The sequence below is a fragment of the Enterobacter sp. MGH 16 genome, from assembly GCF_000493175.1.
GTDB lineage: Bacteria > Pseudomonadota > Gammaproteobacteria > Enterobacterales > Enterobacteriaceae > Enterobacter > Enterobacter roggenkampii.
This window is the reverse complement of record NZ_KI535695.1, coordinates 3,941,724-3,957,149: the sequence shown is the minus strand read 5'-3', so window position 1 is coordinate 3,957,149 and position 15,426 is coordinate 3,941,724. Positions and strand designations below refer to the sequence as shown.

Below are 15,426 nucleotides of genomic sequence, written 5' to 3'. Positions count from 1 at the left end.
CGTAGAGTCTCTTAAAGCATAAAGGCAATGCGCCAGTTAACGCTCACATGATCCGGGCCGAGCCAGTCGGGGTAGTGCAGGGGCGTACCGACCGAAATCTGGCTGCTGTACCCGCGCCCTGCGCTGTTCAGTCCCACCGAAGCGCCCCACAACGTGCCGGAGGCAAAGCGGTCCTGACGGTCTTTTTCCAGCCAGCCGCCGTCAACGGCGACCGTTGCGCTCACCGCGCCAATCACCGGAAGGGTGAAGAGGGAATATCCCAGCTCGTTGCGCCAGTAGCCGCCGTTGTCCCCGGACAGGTACTGCTCTTTAAAACCGCGCACGGAGCTTTCGCCGCCGAGCGTCAGGCGCTCGGAGCCGTACAGCCGGTCGGGCGACCACTGGCCGTAGGCGCTGGTCAGCCACCAGGCGTTACGGGCGACTGGACGCTGGAAGCTGGCGTTCAGACTCCATTTACGGAATTCCGCGCGCGGCATATCCCCGGACTTATCTTCGTCGGTTTCGGCATTGAACCACGGCATGCCGTGGCTCCAGGTCGGGTTGAAGGTCGCCACGCCGCCCAGCATTTTTTGCGTGTGCGTAATGCCCAGAATCAGGCTGGAGAGGTTGCGCGTGCTGCTCTGAAGCGGCGCGTCGTTGAGCCAGTTGCGGCTGGATCGCTGAACCACGCCTGCCGCAATGCCGGTTTTCACCTCCCCGTTGCGGAAGACCACCCAGGACGCGTTAAGGCGGTGGGTTTTGGTATCGCCCGTGGAGAGCCAGTTGAATCCCTGGTTACTGATGGTGGTCCGGTAGTTACTCCAGGCGTAGCTGTAGTCCAGTAATCCGTAGCCAAACGGCACGCTGACGCCCGCCTGGAAATTCTGCGCATCGTACGCGCTGGCAAAATCACTGCTGCGCCCGCCGCTGACAAACCATTTATCCGCCAGCCCCAGCATATTATTGGCGGTGAGCACGCCGCTCAGCTGATCTTCGCCGGTACTCTTCTGCCCGCTATTATCCAGGCTTACGGATACACTTAAGGGAAATTCCGGTTTTGCCGTGAGATTAACGATGGAATATCCGGCCTGCGTTCCCGGAAGAATTTCAATCTGAACCGGGTCGGCACGCAAACGGTTAATTTGCTCCATGCCCTGTTCAATATCGCGTAAATTAAGGATGCCGCCCACCCGTCCCGGAAACGCCATTTTCAGCATGCGCGGCGTTTCGCCTTCCAGACGGATCGCTTCCAGTCTGCCTTCCAGCACAACAATATTCAGCTGGCCGCCGGAGAGATCCTGCTCGGTAAGAAAAGCGCGGCTGGTGATATATCCCCGGCTGATATACCAGTCAGAAATATGGGCGAGAAGTTCCGTTATTTTCGCCATATCCAGACAGCGGCCCTGCCACGGCGCGACAAGGGTCTGCCGGGTTTTCGGGGAGATTAAGGTCGCACCGGAAAGGGTAATGGTATGAATGGTGAAACAGGGTCCGGAGCCGGTAACCGGCAGCGGTCTGGCGGGCGCGGGGCGAGGAATACTCCGCTCCAGCTCCTCACGCTGTTGCTGGTTCTGTAATAAAAGCTGCTGCTGTTGCTGTTGAATGGAATCGCGATCGGCTGGCGATAAAGGTGCAGCACTCACCCTCGCTGAAAAAAGCGAAAACAATAAGATAGCAACAGCATAATTTACTAATGAAATTATTCTAATTTTTATTTCGGCGCTATTCATCCATGCCACAAAAATGTCCGCAATGATTATTTTTGTAATATAAGAGTTTTCTTAAAGCGAGTATATCTAATTTGAATTAGGGCTCCTAAAATTAATAGTTATTTCAGAAGAGTGAGAAGGATATTAAGAGAAAATAAGAAAGGATTTAACTCACCCTTAAATCTTGAGTTAGCCGTAATACACTAGGCATGAAGCCGAAACGTCTTTCGCCACTCCGCCGGACTCACCCCAAAACGCGCCTTAAACTGCTGTCGCCAGGTGACGGCGGAATTAAATCCCACCAGCTCAGCCACGCGTTCAATCGGCATATTTCCGGCTTCCAGCAGGATTTGGCTGCGCCGCAGGCGTTCGGCGGTCAACCAGTCGGCGACGCTCATCCCTGTAGCGTTAACAAAATGACGAGTCAGGGTGCGGCGGCTCATCGAGACCACCTCAGCCAGCGAGTCCAGACTATGTTGTTCGGTGATGTGCTGCTGCAGGTAGTCGATCAGGCAGTTAATGCGTCCGTCGCGGGTATCTTTAGGCACCGGCTGGGCGATGAACTGCGCCTGCCCGCCCTCGCGGTGGGGCGGAACAATCATCCGGCGGGCAATCTGGTTAGCAACCACGCTGCCAAAGCGCTGGCGAATGATATACAGGCAGCAGTCGAGGGCTGCGGCAGTCCCGGCGGAGGTGATGATATTGCCGTCATCCACGTAAAGGGCATTAATATCCAGCCGAACGTTCGGGAAGAGCGACTGAAACTGACGTTCGAACTCCCAGTGGGTGGCCGCACGTTTGCCGTCGAGGATCCCCGCCCAGGCCAGCACAAACGATCCCAGACACAGCCCGACGATTTCTGCACCGCGGTCTCTCGCCTGTACCAGGCTGTCGAGCAGCGTCTGGGGCGGGCGTTCAGGAACGTGCTGCCAGTAGGGAACGACAACAATATCGGCCTGCCCAATGGCGGTAAAATCCTGCGTGGCGTTGAGGGCAAATCCGTCTTTTGAGGTGAGGAACCCTGGCGTTTCGGCGCAGATCGCCACGTTAAAGCGCTTTTCTCCGGAGACCGAGTCGCCAAACAGAATGCAGGGAACAGAGTAGTGGAACGGGCTGAACCCGTCTACTGCGACAATCGCGACGTTGACTAGCGACATTTGTCTCTCCTTTCCCTTTCAGACACTCAGAATATAACGGTTTCGCCATCCTCAGGAATACTCACCGCGTCACTCACCTGGTTGGCTTCTACGTACTCACGCAGCGCGCTGCGGGTCAACAGGCAGTGGTTAATGGCCTCCATATGGCTCGCCACAATGTTGGCCTGCGGCAGCAGGAAATGAACGTTAAGCACATCTTCCTGCCCCATAATAATGGGCCCAAAACCAATGACGTGGGCATAGCCAGCGTTCAGCACCACCACGTCCGGCTGGTGCTTTTGCAGATCGGCCGCCACCTCGTCACGCCAGACGGTATCCCCGGCAAGGTAGAGCGTCTTCTCATCAGGATGACGCAGCACCACGCCACAGGCCTCGCCCAGCCGCTCCGCCAGTTCGGGCACGGCGTATGCGCGATCGGTACCGTGCTGACCGCCGTGGGTTTTCGCTATCCGGATATCACCAAAGGTGGTTGCGTCAGTCATGACCGTCAGGTTGCTAAACCCCTGGCTGCGCAGCAGCGCGGCATCACGGTCGTTTTGCACGTAGATCGGTTTATCTTTGGCGATCAGCTCCGCCGCGGCGCGATCCCAGTGATCGTCATGGGTATGGGTGACGATCACCGCGTCGGCGTCCAGCAGCGTGTTGACGTCTACGGGGAGTTCGACCGTCGGGTTACGGCGTTCGGCATGGGCCGTGCCGGGGAAGCCCGGGTAAGCGCCCTGCGGAGCCAGCATCGGGTCGATTAAAAAACGTTTTCCGGCGTAGGTAATCAGCTGGGTGGCGTTGCGAATGTGGGTGATGTTCATGGGCTATCCTCCGGTTGGTGTGATAAGGAGGATAGCCAGCCGTCGCGCGTCACGCTGTGGGTTAAAGGGCGATTACCGATGGAATCGGGCCAATTTTCGTCACCGCGTTTTCTGCGGGTTCCTTACCAGCCCGGCACCGCCCCGCCGTTAAAGATCGTCTCCGCCGCTTTCGCCACTTCAGGCGACTGATACGACTGGATAAATTCCTTCACGTTCTCGGCGTCTTTGTTGTCTTCGCGCGTCACCACGATGTTCACGTACGGCGAGTTTTTGTCTTCGATAAAGACGCTGTCATGCACCGGCGACAGCCCGGTTTGCTGGATATAGGTGGTGCTGATGATGGCGACATCCACTTTCGGGTCGTCCAGCACGCGCGGCAGCTGCGCCCCTTCGAGCTCCATGATTTTCAGCTGTTTAGGGTTGGCAGTAATATCCAGCGCCGTCGGCAGCAGCCCGGTGTTCGGCTTCAGGGTGATGAGCTTCTCTTTTTGCAGCAGCAGTAGCGCGCGGCCAAGGTTGGTCGGGTCGTTTGGAATGGCAATGGTTGCCCCGTCCTTCAGGTCAGACACGGATTTGATTTTGCGGGAATAGCCTGCCATCGGGAAGACAAAGGTGTTCGCCACGGCCACCAGCTTGTAGCCATGCGCCTTGTTATCCTCTGCAAGGAACGGGCGATGCTGGAAGACGTTGGCATCCAGTTCCCCCTGGTTGGTGGCATCGTTAGGCAACAGCGAGCCGCTGAAGCCCACCAGCTCCACGTCCAGGCCATATTTCTCTTTCGCCACCTTTTTGGCGACTTCCGCCACGTCCTGCTCGGCGCCGTTGATGACGCCGACTTTAATGTGTTTGGCATCGCTGCCACTTTGATCGCACCCGGCCAGCAGCAGGCCAGCCAGTACCAGAGCACCCAATCGACGTTTCACAAGACAGTTCCTTTTGCTGAATGTTGTAGTGACTATATCGACAACGAGGCGGGGAAATAAAAACCGAAAAAGAATCAATAAGAAGGATCGGTTATATGCGGGTATGGCCGGGTGACGCTGCACCACCGGGCATCAGGGATCACAACGTTGTCGTCCAGTCCTCGACGGCAAGCTCCTGCACCATTCTGAATGCACGATCGTTAGTAACAATCGTTGTTCCCCGACTGATAGCATGTGCAGCGATCAGTTGATCGAGATCTCCCATCACTTTCCCTTTCTTTTCCAGGGTTGCACGGAGTTCACCGTACGTTGCTGCGGCGTCGCTGTCCCAGTCGCAAATCGTGATGGTATTGAGAAACTCCCGGATTGTTTCTTTCAATCTACTGCTTTTCTTCTTGTCAGCACCATACAGCAATTCCGCTTCGGTAATGCTTGAGATACAAACGTCACCCGGCGCCAGACATGTCATTCTGCTTACAACCTCCGGGTGTCGTTTAAACAAGTGACTCACAATATTCGTATCCAGCATATGTCTCATGAGCATGCTCCATCCAGAGGGTCTCTTGTCGTAACACTCTGATTGCGTTCCTCCTTGCTCAAAAACGTATCTGGTACGTCCGTTTCTGCCAGCATGCGGAGAAAATTATCCCAGCTCTTTATTCGAACAGGTTTTGCCGCCAAAACGACATTCCCCTCCTCATCCCGTCGGATGTAGACGCTCTCCGTATCAAACGCGAATTCAGCAGGCAGCATAACGGCCTGATTCTGACCCTTTTTGAATAGTTTTGCTGTGCGTTCCATTGCTATCTCCATGGATGACTTGACCAGGCCAAAGCATGCGCCACGGCCCGAAAAGAAGACAAGCAACACGTTTTAAATTAGGAAAGCGGCTCGCAATAAATAGCAGAATGCATAATGACAGAAACGGGCTTAAAGGGCTTTCGCCAGGTAATGTCGCTGCATGCCCGGGTACGGATAATCCTGCAAAGACATCTGCAGCTGGTACCCCTGTTTTTCATAGAACGGACGCGCCTGGAAGCTGACGGTATCCACCAGCGCGTGCTTGCAGCCTTTGCGTCTGGCTTCATCTTCCGCCGTTTTGATGAGCTGGCTGCCCACGCCGGATCCGCGCACGGCATCGCTCACCCAGAGAAAGTCGATATTCAGCCAGTCGCCTTTACGCACCCCAATGAGCCCGCCGAGCATGGTGCCGATGTCGTCCCGCACGTAAACGCCAATATCCCCACTGAATGTGGAGAGATCCAGAAACTGCGCATTGTAGGCTCTCAGGCCCGTGAGTAACTCTTCTTTTTCCTGCGCCGTAACCGCATGAGTAATGCTCAGGTGCATATTTTTCTCCTTGTTATCTGTGCCGTTTCACTATCTCACACACGCAACGTGGAGAAAATTCATACTTTCGGCTGGCGTCGCTACACTGAATGTAACGATATATTTCATGGGAAGCCTGTGACGTCAAAAGGGGGTTGTTGATGAAAGCTGCACACCTTGTCTGCCTGCTGGTTTGTCTGCTGTTCGCCGCGTTTGTCCATGCTCAGGAAAAGGAGGATCCGGCGAAAGAGGCGCAGATTAAGCAACAGGTCCTGAAAGATATTAAGAAAACCTGTACGCCACAGAAAAAGCAGAGCGATAAGGCCTGGCAGGCGATGATTTTGTCGTCAGAGGCCAATCAGCTGCTGATCAAAAATGCCGTTACCGCCGTGAAGCGTGACAACCTGGACGCCTACTGGGCGGCGATTGGTCAGGTGGATTGTATGGAAGATTATTGAGGGCTGGAAACCTGCTTCTCGCCGGGTGGCGGCTGCGCCTTACCCGGCCTACACAACATGTTTAACGCTTACGCACATCTGGAATGATCAAATCCCCGCGCAGCACATACGAGCCCAGCATCTGCGTTTTCTCCGTCAGCCAGCTCACGATACGCGCCGCCATCGCATCCATAGAATATTCAATCGCCGGGATCACCGGAATACCCGGCAGGTGCAGCGATCCGGCCAGGCTAAAGACCATAATGTCGTCCGGCACGGATTTATTAAACGCCTGCAGCTGCGGGATCACCCGCTGGGCTTCCTGCTCGTCCGCCACCAGCAGCGCGTTGAAGTTCAGCGTGCTGGCGTTATTCAGCAGCTCCTGTAGCGCAACGGACGACGAGGTCGCGTCCATGAACACAAGGTTGCGATTAAAGGGCAGGAAATTTTTCTCCAGCGCGTGCTTGTAGCCGAGCAGCACCTGGTCAGCAAAACCGCTGCCGTGCGGATGGATCAGGGCAATCTGGCGTCGCCCCTGGCTGGTCAGGTAGTTACAGGCGGTTTCGGCGGCAAAGGCGTGATCGAACTGGATGCTGTTGGAATTATCAGACTCCATGCAGTCCACCAGAATGACGTTGTCCATATCGACGTCCAGCGGGAAACGCGCGCCAATCACCAGGATGTCATCGCAAAGCCCGCAGGAGAGTTCCTCAAGAGCGTGCATCACTTCCGCTTTGCTGTGCGCGAAACGCAGCAGCAGGTGTTTTTGATGCTGGCTGAGCTGTTTTTCCAGCGCGTAGAGATAACCGGTGGTCTGGTTAATGTTTTCCTGGGCGCAAATCACCCCGATACAGCCCGTCGACTGGCTCAGCAGCGACTGGGCAATCACGTTAGGCCGGTAGTTCAGCTCATCCACTGCCTTCAGAACGGCCTGACGGCTGGCTTCCTTTACGCCACGCGACCCACTCAACACTCGCGATACCGTGGCTTTAGACACCCCGGCAAGACGTGATACATCATTGATTGTCGACATCTCTTTCCCCTGGCAGGCTTACCTCGCGCCTGCAAATTCCATGACCGCTTCGGCTCACATTATAGCCAGAGCGGAGTATATCCGTTTCCGTTTTCCATGGAAACCGATTTTCCGTTTCCACTCCAAATGATGTCAAAACAGCCAAATTATGTGACCTGCATCCGGTTAATTAGCCTCATAAGTATTGGATCTTGATGGTTGTCACAGTTCTGTCTTTTATGAATGGAAACCGGTTTCCGTATCATGTCCAATCATCCTCGCAATAACTTTTTACATTTAGAGGATGGTTGTCGATGTTCAAGATTATGCTGTGCTGCTCTGCCGGGATGTCCACCAGCCTGCTGGTCAGCAAAATGGTCGATGTCGCGAAAGAACGTGGTTTGCCGGTGAAGATTGATGCGTACGGTGTTTCCGAATTTGATACGCAGTTTCCGCAATACCAGGTGGTACTTCTCGGACCGCAAGTGAAATACATGTTACAGACACTCTCAGACAAGGCGGCGACGCATGGCATTCCGGTGCAGCCCATCGACATGATGGACTACGGCATGCAGCGTGGCGATAAAGTACTGGACTTTGCTCTGTCGCTCATCGAAGCGGCACACTAAAAGGTGTTCACATGAGTTCGTTATATCAATCCATGGTTGCGGTGATTGAGCAGTCAATTACCCCGCTGGCCGCGAAGCTCGGTCAGCAAAAGTACGTGATTGCCATCCGCGACGGCTTTACCGCCGCGCTGCCGTTTATGATCATCGGCTCGTTTATGCTGGTGTTCATCTTTCCGCCGTTCTCGGCGGATACCACTAACAGCTTCGCCCGCGGCTGGCTGGATTTCTCCCAGACCTACCGCGAACAGCTGATGCTGCCGTTTAACCTCAGCATGGGCGTGATGACCTTCTTCATCTCGGTAGGGATTGGGGCGAGCCTGGGGCGTCAGTTTAACCTCGACCCGGTGATGTCCGGCCTGCTGGCCTTTATGGCCTTCCTGCTGGTCGCCGCGCCGTATGCCGACGGCAAAATCTCAACCCAGTACCTCTCCGGCCAGGGCATCTTCACCGCCCTGATCACCGCCATTTACTCAACCCGCGTGTACGCCTGGCTGAAGCAGAACAACGTCACCATCCGCCTGCCGAAGGAAGTGCCCACCGGCGTGGCGCGTTCGTTTGAGATCCTGATCCCGGTGATGGTGGTGATCGGCACGCTGCACCCGCTGAACCTGTTCATTGAAGCGCAGACCGGGATGATTATCCCGCAGGCGATCATGCACCTGCTGGAGCCGCTGGTGTCCGCGTCTGACTCCCTGCCCGCCATTCTGCTCTCCGTGCTGCTGTGCCAGATCTTCTGGTTCGCGGGTATCCACGGCTCGCTGATTGTTACCGGCATCATGAACCCGTTCTGGATGGCGAACCTCTCGGCAAACCAGGCGGCACTGGCCGCAGGCGCGGCGCTGCCGCACGTTTATCTGCAAGGCTTCTGGGATCACTACCTGCTGATTGGCGGCGTCGGTTCCACCCTGCCGCTGGCCTTCCTGCTGCTGCGCAGCCGCGTTACCCACCTGCGCACCATCGGCAAAATGGGCGTGGTGCCAAGCTTCTTTAACATCAACGAGCCGATTCTGTTCGGCGCGCCGATCATCATGAACCCGATGCTGTTTATCCCGTTCGTGTTCGTTCCGCTGGTCAACGCCTGCCTGGCGTACGGCGCAACCAAGCTCGGCTGGCTGGCACAGGTGGTCTCGTTAACCCCGTGGACTACGCCCGCGCCGATTGGCGCCTCGTGGGCGGCGAACTGGGCGCTGAGCCCGGTGGTAATGTGCCTCGTCTGCATGGTGATGTCGGCGCTGATGTACCTGCCGTTCCTGCGCGCCTATGAGCGTACGCTGATTAAAAACGAAGAGCAGAAAGCCCAGGCTGCAGCCGTGGGTGCCGCTGAAGCCACAAGCAATTAAGTCAAAGAGGAAGGGTCATGAAATACGCATTTCCCGATAACTTCTGGTGGGGCAGCGCAAGCTCCGCTCTCCAGACGGAAGGGACACGAGAGGGTGAAACCACGTGGGACTACTGGTTTGCCCGCGAGCCGAACCGTTTTCACAACGGCGTGGGGCCGCAGCACACCTCCACGTTTTATCAGCACTGGAAAACGGACATTCAGCTGTTAAAACAGCTGAACCACAACAGCTTTCGTACCTCGATTAGCTGGGCGCGCCTGATCCCCGACGGTATCGGTGAAGTGAACCCGGACGCGGTCGATTTTTATAATCAGGTCATTGATGAGCTGAATGAACAGGGCATCACGCCGTTTATCACCCTGTTCCATTTCGACATGCCGATGGCGATGCAGGAAATTGGCGGCTGGGAAAACCGTGACGTAGTGGACGCGTACGCCCGCTATGCGCAGATTTGCTTCGAGCTGTTCGGCGACCGCGTGCTGCACTGGTTTACCTTCAACGAGCCGATCGTGCCGGTGGAAGGCGGTTATCTGTACGACTTCCACTACCCCAACGTAGTGGATTTCCGCCGGGCGGCCACCGTGGCGTATCACACGGTGCTGGCCCATGCGAAGGCGGTTCAGGCCTACCGCGCCGGGCACTACGCGGGGGAGATCGGCATCGTGCTGAACCTGACGCCGTCGTATCCGCGTTCGCAGAACCCGGCAGACGTGAAGGCGGCGCACGTTGCGGATCTGATGTTTAACCGCAGCTTCCTCGACCCGGTCCTGCGCGGCGAATACCCGGCCGATCTGGTGGCGCTGCTGAAATCTTACGACCAGCTGCCCGCCTGCAAGCCGGAAGACGGTTTCCTGATTGCGGAAGGGAAAATCGACCTGCTCGGCATTAACTACTATCAGCCGCGTCGCGTGAAGTGTCGCGACAGCGCGGTGAACCCGCAGGCGCCGTTTATGCCGGAATGGTTCTTTGATAGCTACGAGATGCCGGGCCGCAAGATGAACCCCTACCGCTGCTGGGAAATCTACGCGCCAGGTATCTACGATATTCTGATTAACCTGCGCGACAATTACGGTAACCCCCGCTGCTTTATTTCTGAAAACGGCATGGGCGTCGAAAACGAGCAGCGCTTTATTGAAAATGGCCAGATTAACGATCAATACCGCATTGATTTTATATCTGAGCATTTAACGTGGCTGCATAAAGGCATAAGCGAAGAGTGTAATTGTCTTGGCTACCATATGTGGACATTTATTGATAACTGGTCGTGGTGTAACGCGTATAAAAATCGCTACGGATTTATCCAGCTCGATGTAAAGACGCAGCAGCGCACCATTAAGAAAAGCGGGGAGTGGTTTGCCGCCACCGCCTTAAATAATAGCTTTGATAAAGAGTAATGATGATGATCGCACTAGAAGAAGCCGTAATGGAAATTATCGTCAATGCCGGGCAGTCCCGCAGCCTGTGCTTTGAAGCGCTGCACGCGGCGCGTCAGGGCAACATTGACGAGGCCAAAAGCCTGCTGCGCGAAGCCGACGGCTACGCGCGCCAGGCGCACAAGATGCAGACCAAACTGATTGAGCAGGACGCGGGCGAAGCACGCCAGCCTATGACATTAATTATGGTGCACGCGCAGGATCATTTAATGAACTCCTTATTAGCGCGTGAATTATCCGAAGAAATTATTCATTTATATCAGAGATAGTCTATGGCGAAATAAATTACTGTAATACCTCTGTACCTAAAACTAGAAATCCACTTGTTCTGATGATAGCGACATATTCTGTCAGATCGGAGCGGGATGGTTATTGTCTGAATAAAATTAAACTATATTGAGATAACCATGAATACGATTAAAAAACTTCCATTAACCATGGCGGTTATCGCCGCGCTTTGCCCAATTTCCGTGCTCGCCCAGGAATTCACGCAGGAGCAAATCGACGCCATTGTGGCGAAAGCGGTGGATAAAGCCCTGGCCGAACGTCAGGCCAAAATGGATGCCGCCGTCGCGAAAAAAGCGGACGTGGTGACCGAGCCGCAGAGCGCGGCGCAATCCCCGGACATGGCGATTCCGTTCGGGATTAAATTTACCGGCTACGCCCGCTACGGCGCGCACTTCCAGGCCGCCGATCAGAAATATGTGGCGGTGGATGGCTCCTACAACGGCGCGTCCGCGATCGGTCGTCTGGCTAACGAAGGCAACGGCGGCGAGTTCCAGCTCTCTAAAGCCTTCAAGGGCGACAACGGCGCCATTTGGGACATCAACGTGATGATCGACCACTGGGGCGACGAAGTTAACCTGAAAAAGGCCTACGCGGGGGTGACCAACATTATGGCCTCCAACCCGAACGCCTATTTCTGGGCCGGTCGCGACTTCCACCAGCGTCCGCAGCAGGGCATCAACGATTACTTCTGGATGAACCACGACGGCCAGGGCGCCGGGGTGAAGAACTTCGATATCGGCGGCGTGCAGTTTGACGTCGCTGCCGTGGCGGCAGTGGAATCCTGTAGCCCGGAAGTGATGGAAGACGAAGCGAACCCGTCACGCATCACCTGTACCGGCGGGTCCGGCACGGGCGACAAAGGTAACTACGCGGCCACCTCTAAAATCCACGGTATGAAGCTCGGTCCGCTGGATCTGGAGCTGTACGCCAACTACGGCTTTGATTCAAAAGCGGTGGAGAGCGACGAGCGTCTGAACGCCTGGCAGGGCGGCGTGGTGCTGAGCCACACCAACGACAGCGGCGTGAATAAGGTGATTGCCCGCTACTCCGATAACTCGGACAACAGCGTGTTCAATAAAACCGAAGACCTGACCACGGTCTACGCCAGCTTCGAAGGGCTGTACAAATTCACCCAGGCCACGCAGGTGGAGTACATCCTCGCCTTCCACGATTACGACAACAGCCGTGATAAGACCGACAACCGTAAGAACTACAACGCCATCGTGCGTCCGATGCACTGGTGGAACGACGTTCACTCCACCTGGCTGGAAGCGGGCTGGCAGCACGTCGATTACGACAACGGCGGCGACAACAAAGGCTGGAAGCTGACCCTGTCGCAGAACATGTCTATCGCCATGGGGCCGGAGTTCCGTCCGATGCTGCGCTTCTACGTGACCGGCGGCAAGGTGGATAACGCACGCACCGCGCGCGTGAACAACACCAAAGACGAGACGCTCGACGACTTCAACGTCGGCGCGATGTGGGAGGCGTGGTTCTAGTAGAGCGTCGTTTGTTTCGCCCGGCGGCGCTGCGCTTGCACGGGCCTACAAGGTTTTGTAGGCCGGGTAAGCGTAGCGCCACCCGGCAAGATCCCATGTTATGCTACAAAAAAACCAACATAACAGGGGAGAAAATGGGTTCCACACGTAAAGGGATGCTGAACGTCCTGATCGCCGCCGTTTTATGGGGCAGTTCCGGCGTTTGCGCGCAGTACATCATGGAGAAAAGCCACATTTCTTCGCCTTACCTGACCATGGTTCGCCTGCTGTTTACCGGCGTGATCCTGCTGACGCTCTCCTTCGTTCACGGCGACAAGATTTTCTCGGTCATCAAACATCGCAAAGACGCCCTCAGCCTGCTGTTTTTCTCGCTGGTCGGCGCGCTCACCGTGCAGCTCACCTTCCTGCTGACGATTGAAAAATCCAACGCCGCGACGGCCACCGTGCTGCAGTTTCTGTCGCCAACGATTATCGTGGCATGGTTCGCGCTGGCGCGAAAAAAGCGCCCCGGCGTGTTTGTTTTGTCCGCGATTGTGACCTCGCTTGTCGGGACGTTCCTGCTGGTCACCCACGGCGACCCAACCTCGCTCTCCATCTCGCCTGCCGCCCTGTTCTTCGGCATCGCCTCGGCGTTTGCCGCCGCGTTTTACACCACCTATCCGTCAACGCTGATTGCCCGCTACGGCACATTGCCGATTGTCGGCTGGAGTATGTTGATTGCCGGATTAATGCTGACGCCGTTCTACGCCGGACGCGGCACCACCTTCGTGATCGACGGCGGCCTGCTGCTGGCGTTTTTCTACCTGGTGGTGATTGGCACCGCGCTGACGTTCAGCCTGTATCTGAAAGGCGCACAGATGATCGGCGGGCCGAAGGCGAGCATCCTGAGCTGCGCCGAACCCTTGAGCAGCGCGCTGCTGTCGGTGATTTTGCTGGGCGTGGCGTTTACCCTGCCGGACTGGCTGGGGACGCTGCTGATCGTGTCGTCGGTGGTGCTGATTTCGATGGATTCGCGTAGAAGGGTTAAGGCATCGGCGTAGCCTGATGCCCTCACCCCAACCCTCTCCCACGGGAGAGGGAGAAAAACACTACTTCGCTTTAACCTTCCCTGCCACCAGCAGCGCCGTCAGCAGCATCAGCGTGCCGGAAATCACCAGCGGTGACGTCAGCCCCAGATGGTCAAGCGCCACGCCGCCAATGGCCGCGCCGCAGGTGTTCGCCAGCTGGATCACCGCCACCTGAATCGACCCGGCTTTTTCCGCCTGATCGGCAAGCGAGCGGGTGATCCACGTCGACCAGCCCACCGGCACCAGCGCAAAGGCAAAGCCCCAGATAATCGCAATGGCAGACGCGACCCACTTATCACTACCCCACAGCACCAGCACCGTGGCGCTCGCCGCCAGCACCAGCGGCGCACCCGCCAGCGCCACTTTCAGGGAGCGTTTCAGGAACTGGGACGACAGCGAAGTACCGACAAAGCTGGCGATACCGAAGCTCAGCAGCACCAGCGTCAGACCGTCCACGTCAAAGCCCGCCATGGTCATAAACACCGGGCGGATATAGGTAAAGAAGGCAAACTGCCCGGCAAAGGCCATAAAGATGGCGGTCATCCCCGCCAGCACGCCGGGGCGCTTGAGCAGCGCGAACATGTTCTGCTTATGGTGCGCCGCTTCGCCCGGCAGGGACGGCAGCGCTTTCCACACCCAAATGATGCAGAGCAGGCCCATCACCGCCGCGGCGTTGAAGACGTTACGCCAGCCGATAATCCCACCGAGGAAGCTGCCCAGCGGCGCGGCGATCACCAGCGCGATGGAGACCGCACCGAAGATAACGGAAAGCGCTTTCGGCACTGTCCGCGCGGGCACCAGGCGCATGGTGAGCGAGGCCGACATCGCCCAGAAGCCGCCGAGCCCCAGCCCCAGACAGGCGCGCCCCAGCAGCAGCAGGGTAAAGCTTTCCGCAAACGAGACCAGCAGGCAGGAGAGCGTCAGCAGCACGCTGAACAGAATGACCACCTTGCGGCGGTCAATCGCGCCAATCACCTGGGTGATAAACAGGCTGGCGAACATCGCCACGAAGGCGGTGACGGTAACGGACTGCCCTGCCACGCCTTCGGAAATGCCCAGATCCTGCGCCATCGGCGTCAGCAGGCTTACCGGCAGAAACTCAACGGTAATCAGGCAGGCGACGCAGAACGCCACGGAGAAAACCGCCGACCAGTTGGGGCGAGTAACCTCTTTGGTCTGCGGTCGGGTCGTGGGCTGGATATGTTCTGTCATGGCGTCACCTGAAGATAAAAACGTGCGGAAAAGTCGCGCAGTTTATCATCAAAAGTGTGACGAATTTAACGTTTAGACAACTTTTGTCGTTTTTACAGGGGATCAGTGCAGGTAAAACACGCCCTCTTCCGGCAGGAAGAGCTGGTTATAGCGTAGCTGGAAGGCGTTCAGCTCCTGCGGATCGGGCTCCATCTCGCGCATAAAGCCAAGCGCCAGACGAATTTGCGCATCGGTAATGGGCGCGGCCAGGCGGGCTTTACGCAGCATGCGGTGCCAGGCGTGCAGGTTCTCCTCGCTGCCGTCGACAATGCAGACCTGCCAGATCAACAGCACCTGCGCGGCGTTTTGCAGATGCGCCTCGTCCGGCCGTTCAAGGTAGCGGATAAACTCATTGCCCGGCGTTTTACCGAACTGATCGATCATCGACTCAACCGGCATCGGGGTGATGCCGAGACGCTCGCTTAAACGTTTGATGGCGCGGCGGGAATCTGAGGTCAGGACGCGAAATCCCACCACAAACACCACGGCAAGCGTTGCCAGCATTATCCAGACCATGCGTTCTCCTTTGACTAGCCGCTCATCATAGCGGGAAACGCACGGCGTCAA

General features: G+C 56.6%; 17 protein-coding genes. 7 read left to right on the top strand and 10 right to left on the bottom strand.

Features of this window, described 5'->3' with window-relative positions; all coding sequences use genetic code 11:
- Nucleotides 1-11 precede the first annotated feature (11 nt).
- The 7 genes from L362_RS04340 to L362_RS04370 all read right to left on the bottom strand — a co-directional run bounded on the left by L362_RS04340 (nt 12) and on the right by L362_RS04370 (nt 5,924).
- The gene (locus tag L362_RS04340) at nt 12-1,709 is read right to left on the bottom strand and encodes a ShlB/FhaC/HecB family hemolysin secretion/activation protein (RefSeq protein ID WP_023345175.1); all 1,698 of its coding nucleotides are present in this window, start codon (nt 1,707-1,709) and stop codon (nt 12-14) included.
- Between the two features lie 182 nt (nt 1,710-1,891).
- Nucleotides 1,892-2,845 carry a GlxA family transcriptional regulator gene (locus tag L362_RS04345; RefSeq protein WP_023345174.1) on the bottom strand — a complete coding sequence of 318 codons (954 nt, stop codon included), beginning with the start codon at nt 2,843-2,845 and terminating at the stop codon, nt 1,892-1,894.
- A 26-nt stretch (nt 2,846-2,871) separates the two neighbouring features.
- Complete coding sequence (locus tag L362_RS04350) at nt 2,872-3,651, bottom strand: MBL fold metallo-hydrolase (RefSeq protein WP_023345173.1); 780 nt, start codon at nt 3,649-3,651, stop codon at nt 2,872-2,874.
- A 122-nt stretch (nt 3,652-3,773) separates the two neighbouring features.
- On the bottom strand, nt 3,774-4,574 hold the full coding sequence (gene nlpA / locus L362_RS04355; RefSeq protein WP_023345172.1) for a lipoprotein NlpA: 801 nt from the start codon (nt 4,572-4,574) through the stop codon (nt 3,774-3,776).
- Nucleotides 4,575-4,713: 139 nt separating this feature from the next.
- Complete coding sequence (locus L362_RS04360) at nt 4,714-5,112, bottom strand: type II toxin-antitoxin system VapC family toxin (RefSeq protein WP_023293716.1); 399 nt, start codon at nt 5,110-5,112, stop codon at nt 4,714-4,716.
- The gene (locus L362_RS04365) at nt 5,109-5,375 is read right to left on the bottom strand and encodes an antitoxin (protein WP_023345171.1); all 267 of its coding nucleotides are present in this window, start codon (nt 5,373-5,375) and stop codon (nt 5,109-5,111) included. Before L362_RS04365 ends, L362_RS04360 begins: the two co-directional genes overlap by 4 nt.
- A 129-nt stretch (nt 5,376-5,504) precedes the next feature.
- The gene (locus L362_RS04370) at nt 5,505-5,924 is read right to left on the bottom strand and encodes a GNAT family N-acetyltransferase (protein ID WP_008500129.1); all 420 of its coding nucleotides are present in this window, start codon (nt 5,922-5,924) and stop codon (nt 5,505-5,507) included.
- A gap of 140 nt (nt 5,925-6,064) precedes the next feature.
- Between L362_RS04370 and L362_RS04375 the strand changes: the two genes are divergently transcribed.
- Nucleotides 6,065-6,361 (top strand): YicS family protein, encoded by a 297-nt coding sequence (locus tag L362_RS04375; RefSeq protein WP_023326396.1) that lies wholly within the window; start codon nt 6,065-6,067, stop codon nt 6,359-6,361.
- 61 nt (nt 6,362-6,422) lie between these two features.
- Here the strand turns inward: L362_RS04375 and L362_RS04380 are convergent, their stop codons facing one another.
- Nucleotides 6,423-7,373: a LacI family DNA-binding transcriptional regulator gene (locus L362_RS04380; RefSeq protein WP_023293714.1), complete on the bottom strand. Its 951-nt coding sequence runs from the start codon at nt 7,371-7,373 to the stop codon at nt 6,423-6,425.
- Between the two features lie 293 nt (nt 7,374-7,666).
- On the opposite strand from L362_RS04380, the gene L362_RS04385 reads away from it, so the two are divergent.
- From L362_RS04385 to L362_RS04410, 6 genes are all read left to right on the top strand, one after another.
- On the top strand, nt 7,667-7,981 hold the full coding sequence (locus L362_RS04385) for a PTS sugar transporter subunit IIB (RefSeq protein WP_008500132.1): 315 nt from the start codon (nt 7,667-7,669) through the stop codon (nt 7,979-7,981).
- Between the two features lie 11 nt (nt 7,982-7,992).
- Nucleotides 7,993-9,321, top strand: a complete 1,329-nt coding sequence (locus L362_RS04390) for a PTS sugar transporter subunit IIC (RefSeq protein WP_023326395.1) — start codon at nt 7,993-7,995, stop codon at nt 9,319-9,321.
- A gap of 17 nt (nt 9,322-9,338) precedes the next feature.
- A complete protein-coding gene (locus tag L362_RS04395; RefSeq protein ID WP_023345170.1) occupies nt 9,339-10,715 on the top strand; it encodes a glycoside hydrolase family 1 protein in 1,377 nt (458 codons plus the stop codon).
- 5 nt (nt 10,716-10,720) lie between these two features.
- Nucleotides 10,721-11,023, top strand: coding sequence for a PTS lactose/cellobiose transporter subunit IIA (locus L362_RS04400; protein ID WP_008500136.1), 303 nt, complete (start codon nt 10,721-10,723; stop codon nt 11,021-11,023).
- 138 nt (nt 11,024-11,161) lie between these two features.
- Nucleotides 11,162-12,541 (top strand): carbohydrate porin, encoded by a 1,380-nt coding sequence (locus L362_RS04405; protein WP_023345168.1) that lies wholly within the window; start codon nt 11,162-11,164, stop codon nt 12,539-12,541.
- Between the two features lie 134 nt (nt 12,542-12,675).
- Nucleotides 12,676-13,581: an EamA family transporter gene (locus L362_RS04410; protein ID WP_023345167.1), complete on the top strand. Its 906-nt coding sequence runs from the start codon at nt 12,676-12,678 to the stop codon at nt 13,579-13,581.
- A 48-nt stretch (nt 13,582-13,629) separates the two neighbouring features.
- Here L362_RS04410 and nepI read toward each other — a convergent pair whose 3' ends face one another.
- Together nepI and L362_RS04420 are read right to left on the bottom strand one after the other, a co-directional pair.
- The gene (gene nepI, locus L362_RS04415; RefSeq protein WP_023345166.1) at nt 13,630-14,820 is read right to left on the bottom strand and encodes a purine ribonucleoside efflux pump NepI; all 1,191 of its coding nucleotides are present in this window, start codon (nt 14,818-14,820) and stop codon (nt 13,630-13,632) included.
- 102 nt (nt 14,821-14,922) lie between these two features.
- Nucleotides 14,923-15,375 carry a DUF1198 domain-containing protein gene (locus tag L362_RS04420; RefSeq protein ID WP_021242696.1) on the bottom strand — a complete coding sequence of 151 codons (453 nt, stop codon included), beginning with the start codon at nt 15,373-15,375 and terminating at the stop codon, nt 14,923-14,925.
- Nucleotides 15,376-15,426: the final 51 nt, after the last annotated feature.

Coding starts and splice junctions, on each gene's coding strand:
- L362_RS04340 (WP_023345175.1), bottom strand. CDS start 1,709: ATGAATAGCGCCGAAATAAAAATTAGAATAATTTCATTAGTAAATTAT.
- L362_RS04345 (WP_023345174.1), bottom strand. CDS start 2,845: ATGTCGCTAGTCAACGTCGCGATTGTCGCAGTAGACGGGTTCAGCCCG.
- L362_RS04350 (WP_023345173.1), bottom strand. CDS start 3,651: ATGAACATCACCCACATTCGCAACGCCACCCAGCTGATTACCTACGCC.
- L362_RS04360 (WP_023293716.1), bottom strand. CDS start 5,112: ATGAGACATATGCTGGATACGAATATTGTGAGTCACTTGTTTAAACGA.
- L362_RS04365 (WP_023345171.1), bottom strand. CDS start 5,375: ATGGAACGCACAGCAAAACTATTCAAAAAGGGTCAGAATCAGGCCGTT.
- L362_RS04370 (WP_008500129.1), bottom strand. CDS start 5,924: ATGCACCTGAGCATTACTCATGCGGTTACGGCGCAGGAAAAAGAAGAG.
- L362_RS04375 (WP_023326396.1), top strand. CDS start 6,065: ATGAAAGCTGCACACCTTGTCTGCCTGCTGGTTTGTCTGCTGTTCGCC.
- L362_RS04380 (WP_023293714.1), bottom strand. CDS start 7,373: ATGTCGACAATCAATGATGTATCACGTCTTGCCGGGGTGTCTAAAGCC.
- L362_RS04385 (WP_008500132.1), top strand. CDS start 7,667: ATGTTCAAGATTATGCTGTGCTGCTCTGCCGGGATGTCCACCAGCCTG.
- L362_RS04390 (WP_023326395.1), top strand. CDS start 7,993: ATGAGTTCGTTATATCAATCCATGGTTGCGGTGATTGAGCAGTCAATT.
- L362_RS04395 (WP_023345170.1), top strand. CDS start 9,339: ATGAAATACGCATTTCCCGATAACTTCTGGTGGGGCAGCGCAAGCTCC.
- L362_RS04400 (WP_008500136.1), top strand. CDS start 10,721: ATGATCGCACTAGAAGAAGCCGTAATGGAAATTATCGTCAATGCCGGG.
- L362_RS04405 (WP_023345168.1), top strand. CDS start 11,162: ATGAATACGATTAAAAAACTTCCATTAACCATGGCGGTTATCGCCGCG.
- L362_RS04410 (WP_023345167.1), top strand. CDS start 12,676: ATGGGTTCCACACGTAAAGGGATGCTGAACGTCCTGATCGCCGCCGTT.
- nepI (WP_023345166.1), bottom strand. CDS start 14,820: ATGACAGAACATATCCAGCCCACGACCCGACCGCAGACCAAAGAGGTT.
- L362_RS04420 (WP_021242696.1), bottom strand. CDS start 15,375: ATGGTCTGGATAATGCTGGCAACGCTTGCCGTGGTGTTTGTGGTGGGA.